A 17,294-nucleotide genomic window follows, 5' to 3' on the forward strand; every position below is an offset into this window, starting at 1 on the left:
TGTTTTTTTGAATGTGAGATTCCTGCCTTCGCAGGAATGGTAATTATTCCTTAACGCGTTCTTTGTACGTACCTTTTTCGGTTTCTACTTTAATTTTATCACCTTCATTAATAAATAAAGGGACATTAACTTCTGCACCAGTTTCAACTGTAGCAGGCTTAGTTGCATTAGTAGCTGTATTACCTTTAACTCCAGGTTCAGTATGTGTTACTTCTAAAATAACTGTTGCTGGCATATCTACCGACAACGGCATGTTGTCCTCAGTGTTAATTTGAATGGTAACTATCTCCCCCTCTTTCAATAAATCTGGTCTATCTAAAGCTCCTTCGGTTAGTTGAATTTGAGAGTAATCTGCTTCATTCATAAAATGATAGTATTCACCATCATTATATAAATATTGAAACTTATGAGTTTCTACTCTAACGTCATCTATTTTATGACCAGCAGAAAAAGTATTATCAATTACTTTTCCTGTGGTAACACTCTTAAGTTTTGTTCTTACAAACGCAGGACCTTTTCCTGGTTTTACATGTAAAAATTCAATGATTTTATAAATATCGTGGTTATATCTAATGCATAATCCGTTACGAATATCTGATGTACTTGCCATTATTTTCTTTTATTTCTTTATTAATTTGATTTAAAGTAGCCTTTCATAATTCCGCGATGCGAATTCTTTATAAATTGAAGAATTTCGTCACGTTCTGGTGTAGCTTCCATTTCGGCTTCAATAATTTCTGAAGCTTGTGTATTATTATAATTTTTCTGGTAGAGAATTCTATAGATATCTTGAATTTCTCTAATTTTTTCGGTTGTAAATCCTCGTCTTCTTAATCCTACAGAATTAATTCCAACATAAGATAAAGGTTCACGTGCTGCCTTAACATAAGGCGGCACATCTTTACGAACCAAAGAACCACCTGTTACAAATGCATGATTACCAACAGACGCAAATTGATGTACAGCTACCATACCTGCTAGTACTACATTATCTCCAATGGTAACATGACCAGCCAATGTTGTATTGTTAGAAAAAATACAGTAATTACCAACGATACAATCGTGTGCAATATGACTGTAAGCCATTATTAGGCAATTGTTGCCAATTACGGTTTTCATTTTGTCAGACGTACCGCGATTAATAGTGACACATTCTCTTATAGTTACATTGTCACCTATTTCTACAGTAGTATCCTCATCATTATATTTTAAATCTTGAGGAATTGCGGAAATTACAGCACCTGGAAAAATATTACAGTTTTTACCAATTCTTGCACCTTCCATAATAGTAACATTGCTACCAATCCAAGTACCTTCCCCAATTTTCACATTGTTATGAATTGTTGTAAAAGGCTCTATTACTACGTTCTTTGCAATTTTTGCTCCAGGATGTACGTATGCTAAAGGTTGATTCATTTTCGGAATTTTATTTTAGATAAATAGGTGAAAATGTGTTCGCCTATCAACATATTATGAACGATTTGAAAATTTATATTCGCTCGGTTCATTATTTAACTTTTGATATTTGCGCCATTAACTCAGCTTCTGCACATAGTTTACCATTGGCATAGGCATAACCTTGCATATGGCAAATGCCTCGTCTTATAGGCGTTATAAGTTCGCATTTAAATATTAACGTATCACCAGGCACTACTTTTTGTTTAAACTTAACATTGTCCATTTTCATAAAAAACGTTAGATAGTTTTCAGGATCTGGTACTGTGCTTAACACAAGAATACCTCCTGTTTGCGCCATAGCTTCAACAATAAGTACTCCTGGCATTACTGGTGCACCTGGAAAATGTCCTCTGAAAAACTCCTCATTCATGGTAACGTTTTTCATGCCGATAACATGATTTTCAGTTAGCTCATAAACCTTATCTAACAATAAGAAAGGTTGCCTGTGCGGTAACATGTTCATGATTTGATTGACATCCATTAAAGGTGTTGAGTTCAAATCTATTTGAGGTACGTTATTACGCCTTTCGTTTTTTATAATCTTAGACATTTTTTTAGCAAACTGTGTGTTTACAAAATGCCCTGGTTTGTTAGCAATTACCTTACCTCTAATTCTTGTACCTATTAAAGCCAAATCTCCAACAACATCTAACAATTTGTGACGTGCTGCTTCATTAGGATGATGTAAGGTTAGGTTGTCTAAAATACCATTAGGTTTTACTGCAATATTATCTTTATTAAAGGCCTTACGAAGCTTATCCATAGTTTCTTCAGATAATTCTTTATCAACATAAACTATAGCATTATTTAAATCTCCTCCTTTAATTAAACCATGCTCAAGCAACATTTCAATTTCGTGTAAAAAACTGAAGGTTCTAGAATCTGAGATTTCATCTTTAAACTCAGATACAGAATTCATAGTAGCATTTTGGGTACCTAAAACTTTTGTACCAAAATCTACCATTGTAGTCACCTTATAGGTTTCTGATGGCATTAGGATTATTTCGCTACCTGTAGATTCATCTGCATAAGAAACGACGTCTTTTACTACATATTCTTCTCTAAAAGCCTCTTGCTCTACTATACCTGCTTTTTCTAAAGCTTCTACGAAAAACTTTGAAGAGCCATCCATTATTGGTGGTTCTGATGCATTTAATTCTATTACTGCATTATCAATATCTAAACCTACCAATGCTGCTAATACATGCTCACAAGTTTGAATGGTTACACCATTTTTCTCTAAACATGTGCCTCTCTGTGTATTGGTTACATAGTTTGCATCTGCCTCAATTTTTGGATGTCCCTCAAGGTCTATACGCTCAAATAAATAACCAGAATTTTCAGCTCCAGGTTTAAAAACTAATGTTACTTCTGCTCCTGTATGAAGTCCAACTCCTTGAAGTTTAACTTCTTTTTCAATGGTCCTTTGCTTAATTTCAGTTTTAATTATTGCCATCTACTTTCTTTTCAATTTCATTTATACTTTTTACGATCTTAGGTAAATTTTTAAAGTATACATAAGACTTATTATAATCTCCATAAGTTAATGCTGGAGAACCTTGTAAAACTTCATTATCCTTTACGTGTCTACCAATACCAGACTGTGCTTGGATTTTAACATTATTTCCTATAGAAATATGCCCTACAATACCAACTTGACCACCTATTTGGCAATTTTCTCCAATTTTTGTGGAACCAGCAATACCTGTTTGTGCTGCAATAACCGTATTCTTACCAATTTCTACATTGTGAGCAATCTGTATTTGATTATCAAGTTTTACTCCTCTTCTAATAACCGTTGAACCTAATGTGGCTCTATCTATTGTAGTACCAGCTCCAACATCAACAAAATCTTCAAGAATTACATTCCCAATTTGTGGCACTTTAGAATATTCTCCTTTTTCGTTTGGCGCAAACCCAAATCCATCTGCACCTATTATAGCACCAGAATTAATAACGCAATTATTACCAATTATACAATCTGAATAAATTTTTCCACCAGAAAAAACGATAGTATTATCACCTACTGTAACATTATCTCCTATATATGAATTAGGAAATATCTTTACGTTATTACCCAATTTTACATTGTCACCTATATATGTAAAGGCTCCTATATAAATATCATCACCAATTTTTGCCGAATCTGAAACAAAACTAGGTTGCTCTATTCCTGATTTATTCAGTTTTATTTGGTTATAATATTCTAACAGTTTTGTAAAAGCTCCATAAGCATCTTCTACTTTAATTAATGTAGTACTTATTGTTTCTTCTGGTTCAAAATCTGAATTAACGATTGTTATTGAAGATTTTGTGGTATATATATAAGATTTGTATTTAGGATTAGCCAAAAAGGTTAAAGATCCTTTTGTGCCCTCTTCTATCTTAGCGAGTTTAGAAACCTCAATATTTGGATCGCCAACGACTGTACCTTCTAAAATACCTGCGATTTGTTCAGCTGTAAATTTCAATGAATTGAATTTAAAATAATAGTTGGTTTCCGCAAAAATAGAAAAAATGTATCACATTTTCTTTTTAGGGTAACACATATAATATTTGGTAACGGGTTTGCTTAGTGCTTTTAGGTTAAGTTGATCAGAAGCTTTTACGATATCTTTTATTTTACCAGACTTTAATTGGATATTAATGTGCTGCTTTTTACTCTGATATGCCAAGTTTGTTATTTCGCCACTAAACACAAAGTAATCTGCCTCTTCTTTTGAAATATTATACTTATCCATTAATGCTGAGTTGTACATTTCCAAATCTGAAATCTTGATAGGTTTATTTTTCATTTTAATCTTTAACAAATCCCTATCAAGAATCATTTCGCATAAATTCTTTAAAACAAAATCCTCATGATTTCTCCAAGATTTCATAGCAGAAACAATATCGTAATCATCTAGCTTTGCAAAAACGGTTAAAGTTTCTGTATCAAAACTATGACGATTAACTTCAGAAGTTAAAAAGAAATTTAAAGGTTCACTACAATTTAATACTTCACCATTTTGTACTAGTTCTTTTGCTCTTTTTAAAATCCGAGTCAATAATTGCTCAGCAACTAAACCCGTTTTGTGTAAATACACTTGCCAGTACATAAAACGTCTGGCTACCAAAAATTTTTCTACGCTATAAATTCCTTTTTCTTCTACAACCAACTCATCTTCAACTACATTAAGCATAGTAATTAAACGTTCGCTATTAATGTTTCCTTCTGCAACACCTGTATAAAAGCTATCGCGTTTTAGGTAATCTGCTCTATCCATATCTAGTTGACTAGATATAAGCTGGCACATAAACTTGCGAGGATATTCACTTTTGAAAATTGATATAGCTAACGTTAAACTTCCGTTAAACTCTTCATTGAGTTTTTCCATAAATTGAAGCGAAATTTCTTCGTGAGAAATGTCGTTTACAATACTATGCTCCATGGCATGCGAAAATGGACCATGACCTATATCGTGCAATAAAATGGCGATTAATAGTCCGTTTTCTTCCTCTTCAGAAATCGCAACTCCCTTAAAACGAAGCACATTGATAGCTTTTTGCATTAAATGCATACTTCCCAATGCATGATGAAAACGCGTATGATGTGCACCTGGATACACCAAATAAGACAGTCCCATTTGTGTAATACGACGTAATCTCTGAAAATATTTATGCTGAATAAGGTCGAAAATTAACGAATTAGGAATCGTAATAAATCCGTAAATTGGATCGTTAAATATTTTAAGTTTATTATTAGACTTCAAACTGAACATTCATTAATTAGAAAACAAATATACATGAACAACATAAATATTCTCTGGGTAGACGATGAAATTGATTTATTAAAGCCTCATATTCTCTTTTTAGAACAAAAACAATATAAGGTAACAACTTGCCAAAGTGGTACAGAAGCCCTAGAGATTATTAATGACACTAATTTTGATATAGTTTTTTTAGACGAAAACATGCCTGGACTTACGGGTCTAGAAACGCTAAACGAAATAAAAGAGCGTCGTCCTAATCTTCCTGTTGTGATGATTACAAAAAGTGAAGAAGAATATATTATGGAAGAAGCTATTGGTAGTAAAATAGCCGATTACCTTATAAAGCCTGTTAATCCAAATCAAATTTTACTGAGTTTAAAAAAGAATTTAGACCACTCTCGCTTAGTGTCAGAAAAAACAACCTCTAATTACCAGCAAGAGTTTAGAAAAATTGCTATGGATTTGTCTATGGTTAATTCTTATGAAGAATGGGCAGAACTATACCAAAAACTGATTTATTGGGAGCTTCAACTCGAAGATATTGAAGATGTTGGAATGACAGATATTTTAGAATCTCAAAAGACTGAAGCCAATTTGCAGTTTGGGAAATTTATAGAAAAGAATTACGAAGACTGGTTTCAACCCAATTCCGATGCTCCTATAATGTCTCACACATTATTTAAGGAAAAAGTTGTGCCTGAATTAAGTGATAAGCAACCAACAATCATGGTTGTGATAGACAACCTACGATACGACCAATGGAAAGCTTTTGAACCTGTTGTGAATAACTACTATAAAAAAACATCAGAATTACCATTTTACAGTATTCTCCCAACAGCAACCCAATATGCCAGAAATGCTATTTTTTCTGGTTTAATGCCTGCTGATATGGAAAAGTTATTTCCTCAGTACTGGAAAAACGATATTGACGAAGGTGGTAAAAATCTACATGAAGATGATTTTTTGAGAGAACAATTAAAGCGTCTTGGGCTTAACCATATTAAATACGAATACCACAAAATCACTAATTTAAAATCGGGTAAAAAACTAGTTGAAAATTTTAGAAGTTTAAAAAACAATGATTTAAGTGTTATTGTATACAACTTTGTCGATATGCTCTCCCACTCTAAAACCGAAATGGAAGTTGTAAAAGAATTGGCTTCTAATGACAAAGCCTATCGCTCGTTAACGCAGAGCTGGTTTAAAAATTCGCCTTTGTTAGAAATGATTCAATTATCACAACAGTTGGGTTTTAAATTAATTTTAACCACAGATCACGGAACCATCAATGTAAAGGCTCCTTCTAAAGTTATTGGAGATAGAGACACAAGCTTAAACTTAAGGTACAAAACAGGTCGTAGTCTCACATACCAAGATAAGGATGTGATGGCTGTTAAAGACCCTAAATCTGTACATTTACCGGCTTTAACGATGAGTAGTTCGTTTATTTTTGCAAAAGGAGATTTATTTTTGGCCTATCCTAACAACTTCAACCATTATGTAAGCTATTACAGGAATACGTATCAACATGGAGGAGTTTCGCTAGAAGAAATGATCATCCCATTTGTGGTTTTAGACCCTAAATAAATCCGTTAAAAGCATGAAAAATCCGATGAAATGCACTTTTTTCTAGGTTTTTCAAAATTTTATTACTAACATTGTACCCTAATTAGTAATAGGTAAACGTGCATAATATTGAGTTAACATACCATTTAAATGAAATTAACACTGTAGTTCTAAAAGTTCTTAAACATTTAGAATCTAAAGTAATTTTGTTTAACGGAAAAATGGGAGCTGGCAAAACAACATTCATTAATGCTTTATTAAAAGCTATGCATAGTGAAGATGTTGCAACGAGCCCAACATTTTCTATTGTTAATGAGTATATATTGCCAAACGACAAAGTTTATCATTTTGATTTCTATAGAATAGAAACTATTGAAGAAGCCTATAATTTTGGAGTAGAAGACTATTTATTCAGTAATCATTGGTTGTTTATAGAATGGCCAGACCGTATAGAAGAATTACTACCCGAAAATACCCAAACTATTGCTATTACTAAGATAGACGACAATACAAGATCCCTCAAATTAACTATAAACAAGAAACTTTTAACCGAAAATAACGCTATGACAGAACCGAAATTCTAACCAAATTTCATTTAACATTCTACTGAAGAGTTATGGAGTTACGGAAAAACCGTAATTAAAACCTCATAATTTATCGGATTTTAACATTAGTTGATTTTCAGCAGCTTAATAAGCACTGTAAATTTGTACTAAATTAATTAATTAAATCCCTTGAATTATGAAATCTAGAAAACTAGTACTAGCAATTGCTATCTTTGGAGGAATGTTGTTTACTGCTCAAGCAACTAACATTATCGACTTAGATGGACAAACAACAACAAAAGTTGACAAAAGAAAACTTAAAGTTCCGACTCACGGATAAAAAATCTTACAACAAAAAGATTATTTTAGGGAGTATAGTTGCATCACTTGTAGCTGCTACTCCCTTTTTGTTTTACCTATATGAGTATGTTCCAGATGTAAAAAGATGGGATACTATTTTTGGTACTTATGAAAGTATTGAGTATGAAAGTGCTAATGTGGCTTTCTGGGTATTAGCAATGAAATTTATTCCTCTATTTCTTTCATTAATTTGGTTTTTTACATGTCGTCATTGGTGGTATCATGCTTTATTGGTGCCAATAGTCATGTTCTCATTTCAACTTATTAGTGCCTTAAATTTTGACGCAAGATATACAGATGAGTTTGATATAATTTGGTTATTACCTATAATGGCAATAATCTTTCCTTCCATTTATTTAATAAGAGCAAGAATGTTCAATAAAATTAATGACCATGATAAAACCATGGAGGAACTTGAAGAAGAGTTTATGATTAAACCGAAAACATTCTGGGGTAAAGTTAAACAGTATTTTTAATCAACATTTTACGTATAAAATATAATTTGTAACTTAAAAGTTAGATAATTTAGTAATGCAAGACCGTGTTTTATTATCTTGCAACAACTAAGTCAATTACTAACTTAAATGAGTAAATCTTTATCACCGTTTACAAAGGCCCAATTATTACCTCAAGAAGAGACTTTAGAAGTTTTTAAGCAAAAAGGTGAACTTTATATAGGCATCCCTAAAGAGACCCATTTTCAAGAAAGTCGTGTTTGTTTAACACCAGATGCGGTTTCTGCACTAACAGCAAATGGCCACAGAGTTTTGTTTGAATCTGGAGCTGGTGAAGGTGCTAATTTTAAAGACAAAGATTATAGTGAAGCTGGTGCAGAAGTTACTAAAGATACAGCAAAGGTCTACTCCTGCCCTATGGTTTTAAAAGTTGAGCCACCTTCTTTGGATGAGATCTCACTTATTAATCCACAAACTATCCTTATTTCAGCGCTACAAATAAAAACGCAAAAAAAGAACTATTTTGAAGCTTTGGCCAAAAAACGCATCACAGCTTTGGCTTTTGAATATATTAAGGATGAAGACGGAGCTTACCCTGCCGTACGATCGCTTAGTGAAATTGCTGGGACAGCATCAATTTTAATTGCATCAGAGTTACTATCTAATGTTAATGGAGGTAACGGTCTAATGATGGGAAATATTAACGGTGTACCACCTACTGAAGTTGTCATTCTTGGAGCTGGTACTGTTGGTGAATTTGCAGCGCGTTCTGCCATAGGTCTTGGTGCTAATATTAAAATATTTGATAGTTCTATAACTAAACTACGTTGTATTCAAAATAACCTTGGAAGATCTGTTTATACGTCTACTATGCAACCTAAAAATTTACTAAAAGCCTTAAAGCGATGTGATGTTGCTATAGGAGCAGTAAGAGGTAATAACCGTGCGCCAATTGTAGTTACAGAAACTATGATAGAACACATGAAACCTGGCTCTGTTGTTATAGATGTTAGTATAGATATGGGAGGTTGTTTTGAAACTAGTGAAGTTACCACCCACGATCATCCTACTTTTGAATATAATGGAGTCATACACTATTGTGTTCCAAATATTCCCGCAAGATATTCAAGAACCGCCTCTGTATCAATAAGTAATATTTTCACACCTTACTTGCTAGAAATTGGCGAATATGGTGGGCTAGAAAATGCACTACGTTTTGATAGAGGATTAAAAAATGGGTTGTATTTTTACCACGGTATCCTAACCAACAAATCTGTAGCAGAATGGTTTGGTTTAGATTATAACGATGCCAATCTGTTAATTTTTTAATTCTTTTTCAATATGAAATTTACACAACGCTTAGCCTATTATTTAGGTGGCTTTGCTATAGGACTTATTATATTAATGTTCTTTTTGAATGGTAAAGAGGCTTCATGCGATTATGGTCCTAATGCCAGAACTGTAAAAAACATTAGCTCTAAACCCATTACCTACTCTAATGAGGTTTCAAGTTTTGTTACTAATCATTCTATAGATTCCTCAACGGTTGTTAACCTTATTAAATATGGAAATGTAGATTTTTCAAAAAGTAACACAGAGTTAGACTCTTGTAAGATTTACCATATTGACAATATATATAAAGATAAAGACATTCTACTAAGTATTGAAAATTGTGACTCCATAGCTAAAATATTAGTTATGAGTTACCTTAACGAATAAAATTACAGTTTCATAGTATAAATATCTATTCTTAAAATTTAATTATAATCTTTGGATTCTAAACTTAAATCTACCTAAAAAATGAAAATACTTGTAACCGGAGCTGCGGGATTCATTGGCTTTTTCACATCTAAAGTACTACTAGAAAAAGGTCATGTCGTTGTAGGTCTAGACAATATTAATGATTACTACGATTTTAACCTGAAGTATTCTAGATTAGAAGAATTAGGAATTAACAGAAGTGACGCCGAAAACTTCAATAGCTTATGCAAAAGTACTAATGATAAATTTTCTTTTGTAAGAATGAATCTTGAAGACCGAGAAGCATTACCAAAGCTTTTTGAACAAGAAAAATTTGATGTTGTTTGTAACCTTGCCGCACAAGCTGGTGTTAGATACAGTCTTGAAAACCCAGAAACTTATATAGATTCTAACTTAGTTGGTTTTTTAAATATTCTTGAGTGTTGTAGACACAACGATATTAAACATTTAGTTTATGCAAGTAGCTCTAGTGTTTATGGGTTAAACGAAAAGATACCGTTTTCTACAGATGATAATGTAGATCATCCGATTAGCTTATATGCCGCTACTAAAAAGAGTAATGAATTAATGGCACACACATACAGCCATTTATTCAATATTCCAACTACAGGATTAAGATTTTTCACTGTTTACGGCCCATGGGGAAGACCAGATATGGCAATGTTCCTATTTACAGATGCTATTGTGAATGATAGACCTATTAAGGTTTTTAACCATGGAAAAATGGAGCGTGATTTCACTTATATTGATGATATTGTAGAAGGTGTTGTTCGCATATGTGAAAAACCAACACAAGAGCGCTTAGATTCAAATTCTTTATATAAGGTTTATAACATAGGAAACAATAACTCTGTAAAGCTTTTAGACTTCATTAAAGAAATAGAATTTAATTTAGACAAAGAAGCAGATAAAAATATGATGCCTATTCAACCTGGTGATGTAGAAAAAACCTGGGCAGATGTAGATCAACTTATAAAAGACTATGACTATAGACCTAACACCTCTATAAAAGAAGGAGTTAAGTCTTTTGTAACTTGGTATAAATCATATTATAACAAATAATTTTAATGCTGTACAACGATATAATAGCTACTTCTGTAAGAATTAAATGAAGTTTATCGTAAAAACTAGTCGTTGATATATTAATTTGTAGATAATTAAATAATTCCCACACTTTTGTTACGCTAAATAAATTAACCCAAGTCAAACACATAGATTTAAAATGAAAATTTCAAAAATTTGCTGTATTGGAGCTGGATACGTAGGTGGACCTACAATGGCTGTAATCGCTAAAATGAATCCAAACATTCAAGTTACCATCGTAGACATTAATGAAGAACGAATTGCTGCTTGGAATGATAAAGATGTTTCAAAATTACCAATATATGAACCTGGATTAGCTGAAATAGTAGCTGAAACCAGAGGAAAGAACCTATTTTTTTCAACAGAAATAGATAAAGCCATTGATGAATCTGAAATGATTTTTATTTCAGTTAACACACCAACCAAAACTTACGGTAAAGGAAAAGGCATGGCTGCAGACCTAAAATACGTAGAGCTTTGTGCTAGAAATATTGCTGACGTAGCTAAAACTGATAAAATTGTAGTTGAGAAATCTACATTACCTGTAAGAACTGCTCAAGCAATTAAAAGTATTCTTCATAATACTGGAAGTGATGTGAAGTTTGATATTTTATCAAATCCTGAATTCTTAGCAGAAGGTACTGCTATTCAAGATTTATTAAATCCAGATAGAGTTTTAATTGGTGGTGAATCTGAAGAAGCTATAGAGGCTTTAGCTAATATCTATGGTAGTTGGGTACCTCAAGATCAAATTTTAAGAACTAATGTATGGTCTTCTGAGTTATCTAAATTAACTGCTAATGCTTTCTTAGCACAACGTATCTCTTCTATTAATGCCATTTCTGAACTTTGTGAGAGAACTGAAGCTGATGTTAGCGAAGTAGCTAGAGCTATTGGTATGGATTCTAGAATAGGTTCTAAATTCTTAAATGCTTCGATTGGTTTTGGTGGATCATGCTTTCAAAAAGATATATTAAATTTAGTGTACATTGCTAGAAGCTACGGACTAAATGAAGTTGCTGATTACTGGGAACAAGTCATTATACTTAACGATCATCAAAAACGAAGATTCTCAGATAACTTAATAAGCACATTATATAATACTGTATCTGGTAAGAAAATTGCTATACTTGGTTGGGCATTTAAAAAGGATACAAATGACACAAGAGAATCGGCAGCTATCTATGTAGCTGACCATTTGTTAAGTGAACAAGCCAATATCGCAGTATATGATCCAAAAGTACCAAGCAAAAAAGTTTACGGTGATTTAGATTACTTACAAACACGTACTGAACAAGAGAATAAAGATTTAGTTGAAGCTTTTGACGATCCTTATGATGCTGTAAAAGATGCACACGCCATTGCTATTATGACCGAATGGGATGAGTTTAAAACTTATGATTGGAAAAAGATTTTTGGCCTTATGAAAAAACCAGCTTTCATTTTTGACGGTAGAAACATACTTAACAAAGATGAAATGATTGAGATAGGATTCGAATACTCTTCTATAGGAAAGTAAAGTTTTGGGTTGTCTACGCAATAAGATAACTTACCATTAACTTGAAAATTATAAAATTTGAATACCAAAAAAAAACATATAGCTTTTGTTATTGGTGCTCTAAGTCCTGGTGGTGCAGAACGTGTAATAACTAATTTAAGTAATAGTTTAGTAAAAGATTTTAAAGTTACAATAATTACTTTTATAGAGTCTGATCCATTCTATGCATTAAACGACTCAGTTAATGTAGTGTCTTGTTTTAAAGAATTAAAGAATCCAAAATCTTTTTTGGGTTCATTAAAACTAAATTATTCAATTCTTAAACGTGTAAGTAAAATTACTAAAGAAGAGAAAATCGATCTACTTATAGGGTTTATTACACAAGCCAATATAAAGGCCGTATTAGCAGCAAAGTTCAATGGAATACCTTGTCTTATAAGTGAGCGGAATGACCCTTTAAAGAATGATATACCAAAGTTTTGGGTAATACTTAGAAAATACATTTACCCCAAAGCTAATTGTTTAATCGTACAGACCGAAAAGGTAAAACAGGTATACGAACGTATGATTAAGGCAAAGGAGATGGTGGTTTTACCTAATCCTATTTCTACAGAACTTTCTAAGCTTAGAGAAGACTATAGTACAAATAGAGAAAAAATTATTTTATCTGTAGGCACCTTTAATAATGACAAAAGACAAGAAAGAATAATTTCAGCATTTCATGAGCTTCAACTGAATAATTGGAAATTATTGTTAATTGGTGAAGGTCCGAATGAATCTAAACTGAAAGCATTAATTGAAGAATTGAATATTTCTGATAAAGTGAAAACACTACCTAAGATCAGAAACGTACATGATTATTATAATAAGGCATCAATTTTTGCTTTTGCATCCAAAGCCGAAGGATTTCCAAATGTATTGTTAGAGGCTATGCACTTTGGTTTACCTTCCTTATCTACAGATTGTAATTACGGACCCTCAGAATTAATTACAAACGGAGAGAATGGATTTTTAGCGCCAGTTAACGATCAGGTCATATTTGTTGATTACTTACAAAAGCTAGTTGAAAGTGAAGAATTGAGAATATCATTTTCTAAAGAATCACAGAAAACAACCGAAAAGTTTTTAGATACACATGTAACATCGAGTTGGAGAAATTTAATATTGAAGCATTTGTCTTAAATGAAAAAATTTCTAAAACATATTTTATATGGGTTTTTATTCTTTGTAATTATTAACTTATTAATAGTTATAAAATATGAATTGCCTGCACATGAAGCTATCAAAAATAAAACTCATAAAAACTATTTAAAATGGAATGGTATTCATAATAATGCTAATACATATGATGTAATTATTCTTGGTTCTAGTAGAGCATACACATCTTTAAACCCTAAGATTATTGATTCAGGCTTAAATCTCAAGTCGTTTAATATGGGAACTTCTTCGCAGGATATTACAGAAACATATTATACACTCAAGGAAATCTTAGATTATCAAAATCCTAAATATATAGTTTTAGAAACATATTTTGGATCTTGTGATAGTTTTATTAATTATTACCAAGTATATTCAAATTCCTCTTTTTTTAAATCTACTAAACACAAATACGACTTAGTAGTTGATGGTTATGGCAGTAAAGGAATAGTAAATTATATTGTACCAATGATGAAGTTTAATAACTATATAAAACAAGACATAATATCTCTTTTTTCAAAAAAGAAAAGTAAAAATCCGATGAAAGGTTGGTACAAAGGATTTTACAATGACACTACTGTAGTTAAACAAAATGATATTAATAATTTTGAACCTATACCAAACTTCAGAAACAAAGTGTTTAATAAGAACCGTTTCAAAAATTCTTTTGATAAAATATATGAACTAACAAAAGAAAGAGGAATTCAGCTAATAGTCATAAGAACCCCTTACCCTCCTTCTAGACTAATGCTAAATTCTAATACTGATGAAAATAGTTTTTATCAAAATTATTTCAGTCAATATAAAGATGTAGGGTATTATGATTTAAACAGTTACAAATCAAACATATTCAATTTCAAAGACAAAGACTTTTCTGATTTCCATCATGCAAACGGAAAGGGAGCAGTAAAAATTAGTCAACAAGTTGTTGATATTATAAAAACCCATCAACTTAATTAAAAACCAATATGCTTTTTAATTCCTTAGAGTTTTTCATTTTTTTACCAATAGTTTTTGCTATGTATTGGCTTATTGGTAATAAGCGTATTAAACAGCAAAATTTATTGATTGCTATTTCTAGCTATGTCTTTTATGGTTGGTGGGACTGGCGATTCTTGTTTTTAATCCTTTTTAGTTCTTTGATTGATTACACTATTGGGCTAAAGCTTAATTCGGAAGATAAACCGTCTAAGCGTAAAGTACTTCTTTGGATAAGTATCTGCGTGAATCTAGGTTTTCTCGGATTCTTTAAGTACTACAATTTCTTTGTTGATAGTCTAATTGAATCGTTTACATTTTTTGGAGGACAATTAAGCATTAATACACTCAACATTATCCTCCCTGTTGGTATTAGCTTCTATACATTTCAAACCTTGAGTTATACAATAGATGTATACAATAGGAAATTAGAGCCAACTAAGGACTTCTTGGCTTTTATGGCTTTTGTTAGCTTTTTTCCTCAATTAGTCGCTGGACCCATTGAGAGAGCTACCAACCTATTGCCTCAATTCCATAAAAGAAGAGAATTTGTATATGAGAATGCCGTAGATGGCTTGCGTCAAGCACTATGGGGTTTATTTAAAAAAGTTGTCATTGCTGATAATTGTGCTACTTATGCCAACATGATCTTTAACAACCAGCAAGAGTATTCCGGAAGCACACTCTTACTAGGAGCCTTTTTCTTTGCGTTTCAGATTTATGGTGATTTCTCTGGTTATTCTGATATTGCCATTGGCATCTCACGCTTATTTGGGTTTAATCTAAAACGGAATTTCGCTTTTCCTTATTTTTCAAGAGATATTGCTGAATTTTGGAGAAGATGGCATATATCATTGTCCACGTGGTTTAGAGATTACTTATATATTCCTTTAGGTGGTAGTAGAGGTGGTACAAAGATGAAAATTCGAAATACCTTTATAATTTTTATTGTAAGCGGATTTTGGCACGGTGCCAACTGGACATTCGTGGTTTGGGGAGCTTTAAATGCTATATACTTTTTGCCTCTGCTTCTGTTAAAAAAGAATAGAGTGAACACCAATTTAGTAGCCGAAGGAAAGTATCTCCCAACCGTAAAAGAATTATTTCAAATGTTGTTAACCTTTTTCATAACGCTTATTGCATGGGTGTTTTTTAGAGCTGACAACGTAACCAATGCCTTTATCTACATAAAAGACATATTTTCTGAATCTCTTTTTAGCAAACCTGATATTATCCCCATTACAGTTTTAGGACTGGTATGCTTATTTATAACTATTGAATGGCTAGGTAGAGCCGGTGAATATGCTATTGAAAAAATTGATTTTTTAAATAAACCTCTAAGATGGAGTTTTTATATGTTATTGATTGTCCTAATGTTTGTCTACACTGGTGAACAACAAGAGTTTATTTACTTTCAATTTTAAGTTAGAAATCCATATTTTTAACTAACCAAAATTACTAACACTGATTAAATGAGAATATTAAAGTACATATGTTTTGGTTTAATATTGCTAAACATACCATCTGTAGCTCTATCTGCTTTTGGAGGAGGTGTTGGTAGTTTGATGAGTTACCTAACTATACTATCTCTTACTTTATATTATTTCTTTGGAAAAAAGACACGTCCTAACTGGTGGCTTATAATTATTTCCATTTTGTTCTTTATGATTGGTGGATTTCAATTTATTGGCTTAACATCTGGTTTTATTTATGACACCATTAAGTACTTTATATATCTTATTTGTGCTTATGAAATGGTAAAGAATATTAGTGTCTCAGAATATAATTTTTTTCTATTGATCGGCTCTGCCACAATAATTTTAGAGGCAATTCTATTTACTAGTGATTATGGTAGATACAGTGGTTTTTATATAAAACCAAATGAAGCAGGATTTATATGTATTACGGGCTATGCAACGACATATGGGCTTAAAAATGTAAGTGTAAAGTTAATAGGACAATTTATTTTTACACTAGCTGGTTTGTTGACATTCTCTAGGACTTTTATTGTTATATGGTTGTTGATAAATGTAATTTCCCTTAAAATCAGTGTGAAAAATATCAGGGTTTTTGGTCTTGGTTTTTTGATTATAGGAACTCTTTTCTTTATCGATGAAGTTGTAGGACTTAATAATCCTAGGTTTGATCAATTAAAAAGTATAGTCAACAATGAAAATGTTTCAACAGAAGAACTTAATGAAGATTCAAGGGCTGATACATGGGCTAAATTCTATGATAAAATTCTAGACTCTCCTTTTATTGGAAACGGTTATGGATCTTTTTCTGGCAAAGAAGGTCATGGTAAAGGAGTTCACAATTCATTTCTTACCGTAATTGGTGAAGCTGGCATATTGCCTTTTATCTTGTTTGTTCTATATATAGGATACCTCATTGTTATGAGTATAGTCTATTTTAATAAAAAGCCTAACTTAATAATGCAAATTATTGCACTATCACTTTTCTTAATGGCTAATCATAATTTCTTTACATTTTATTATGTATCATTTGCTGCAATGTGGATTCAATATCAAATTGAAGAAGCAAAAAATGAAGACGAGTTAGATGAAATTGAGGAAGGTGAAAATATTTTGGTTACATCATAAAAAATAGGCAGGTTCTACAACCTGCCTATTTTTTATGA

At 32.0% G+C, this 17,294-nt stretch carries 16 protein-coding genes; 11 read left to right on the forward strand and 5 right to left on the reverse strand.

The window, feature by feature from the left end; genetic code table 11:
- Positions 1–43: 43 nt before the first annotated feature.
- From efp to MST30_RS13815, 5 genes are all read right to left on the reverse strand, one after another.
- Positions 44–610, reverse strand: coding sequence for an elongation factor P (gene efp / locus MST30_RS13795; RefSeq protein ID WP_243471990.1), 567 nt, complete (start codon positions 608–610; stop codon positions 44–46).
- Positions 611–630: 20 nt separating this feature from the next.
- Complete coding sequence (gene lpxA, locus MST30_RS13800) at positions 631–1,416, reverse strand: acyl-ACP--UDP-N-acetylglucosamine O-acyltransferase (RefSeq protein WP_138434034.1); 786 nt, start codon at positions 1,414–1,416, stop codon at positions 631–633.
- 91 nt (positions 1,417–1,507) lie between these two features.
- Positions 1,508–2,914, reverse strand: a complete 1,407-nt coding sequence (locus MST30_RS13805; protein ID WP_243471991.1) for a bifunctional UDP-3-O-[3-hydroxymyristoyl] N-acetylglucosamine deacetylase/3-hydroxyacyl-ACP dehydratase — start codon at positions 2,912–2,914, stop codon at positions 1,508–1,510.
- Positions 2,901–3,929 carry a UDP-3-O-(3-hydroxymyristoyl)glucosamine N-acyltransferase gene (gene lpxD, locus MST30_RS13810; protein WP_243471992.1) on the reverse strand — a complete coding sequence of 343 codons (1,029 nt, stop codon included), beginning with the start codon at positions 3,927–3,929 and terminating at the stop codon, positions 2,901–2,903. Before lpxD ends, MST30_RS13805 begins: the two co-directional genes overlap by 14 nt.
- Before the next feature lie 51 nt (positions 3,930–3,980).
- A complete protein-coding gene (locus tag MST30_RS13815; RefSeq protein ID WP_243473883.1) occupies positions 3,981–5,210 on the reverse strand; it encodes an HD domain-containing protein in 1,230 nt (409 codons plus the stop codon).
- Positions 5,211–5,243: 33 nt separating this feature from the next.
- Here MST30_RS13815 and MST30_RS13820 point away from each other — a divergent pair, with 33 nt between their 5' ends.
- From MST30_RS13820 to MST30_RS13870, 11 genes are all read left to right on the forward strand, one after another.
- A complete protein-coding gene (locus MST30_RS13820) occupies positions 5,244–6,797 on the forward strand; it encodes a T9SS response regulator signal transducer PorX (protein ID WP_243471993.1) in 1,554 nt (517 codons plus the stop codon).
- Positions 6,798–6,895: 98 nt separating this feature from the next.
- Complete coding sequence (gene tsaE, locus MST30_RS13825) at positions 6,896–7,360, forward strand: tRNA (adenosine(37)-N6)-threonylcarbamoyltransferase complex ATPase subunit type 1 TsaE (RefSeq protein WP_243471994.1); 465 nt, start codon at positions 6,896–6,898, stop codon at positions 7,358–7,360.
- A gap of 242 nt (positions 7,361–7,602) precedes the next feature.
- Positions 7,603–8,157 carry a hypothetical protein gene (locus MST30_RS13830; RefSeq protein ID WP_243471995.1) on the forward strand — a complete coding sequence of 185 codons (555 nt, stop codon included), beginning with the start codon at positions 7,603–7,605 and terminating at the stop codon, positions 8,155–8,157.
- Between the two features lie 108 nt (positions 8,158–8,265).
- A complete protein-coding gene (locus MST30_RS13835) occupies positions 8,266–9,465 on the forward strand; it encodes an alanine dehydrogenase (RefSeq protein ID WP_243471996.1) in 1,200 nt (399 codons plus the stop codon).
- 12 nt (positions 9,466–9,477) lie between these two features.
- Positions 9,478–9,855 carry a hypothetical protein gene (locus tag MST30_RS13840; RefSeq protein WP_243471997.1) on the forward strand — a complete coding sequence of 126 codons (378 nt, stop codon included), beginning with the start codon at positions 9,478–9,480 and terminating at the stop codon, positions 9,853–9,855.
- Between the two features lie 81 nt (positions 9,856–9,936).
- On the forward strand, positions 9,937–10,959 hold the full coding sequence (locus MST30_RS13845; protein WP_243471998.1) for an NAD-dependent epimerase: 1,023 nt from the start codon (positions 9,937–9,939) through the stop codon (positions 10,957–10,959).
- Between the two features lie 160 nt (positions 10,960–11,119).
- The gene (locus tag MST30_RS13850) at positions 11,120–12,499 is read left to right on the forward strand and encodes a nucleotide sugar dehydrogenase (protein ID WP_243471999.1); all 1,380 of its coding nucleotides are present in this window, start codon (positions 11,120–11,122) and stop codon (positions 12,497–12,499) included.
- A gap of 57 nt (positions 12,500–12,556) precedes the next feature.
- Complete coding sequence (locus MST30_RS13855) at positions 12,557–13,660, forward strand: glycosyltransferase family 4 protein (RefSeq protein WP_243472000.1); 1,104 nt, start codon at positions 12,557–12,559, stop codon at positions 13,658–13,660.
- Positions 13,661–14,635 carry a hypothetical protein gene (locus MST30_RS13860; protein WP_243472001.1) on the forward strand — a complete coding sequence of 325 codons (975 nt, stop codon included), beginning with the start codon at positions 13,661–13,663 and terminating at the stop codon, positions 14,633–14,635. It begins immediately after the preceding gene.
- An 8-nt stretch (positions 14,636–14,643) separates the two neighbouring features.
- Positions 14,644–16,077, forward strand: a complete 1,434-nt coding sequence (locus tag MST30_RS13865) for an MBOAT family O-acyltransferase (RefSeq protein ID WP_243472002.1) — start codon at positions 14,644–14,646, stop codon at positions 16,075–16,077.
- 48 nt (positions 16,078–16,125) lie between these two features.
- Positions 16,126–17,256 (forward strand): O-antigen ligase family protein, encoded by a 1,131-nt coding sequence (locus tag MST30_RS13870; protein ID WP_243472003.1) that lies wholly within the window; start codon positions 16,126–16,128, stop codon positions 17,254–17,256.
- Positions 17,257–17,294: the final 38 nt, after the last annotated feature.

This window comes from Winogradskyella sp. MH6, from assembly GCF_022810765.1.
Taxonomy (GTDB): Bacteria; Bacteroidota; Bacteroidia; order Flavobacteriales; family Flavobacteriaceae; genus Winogradskyella.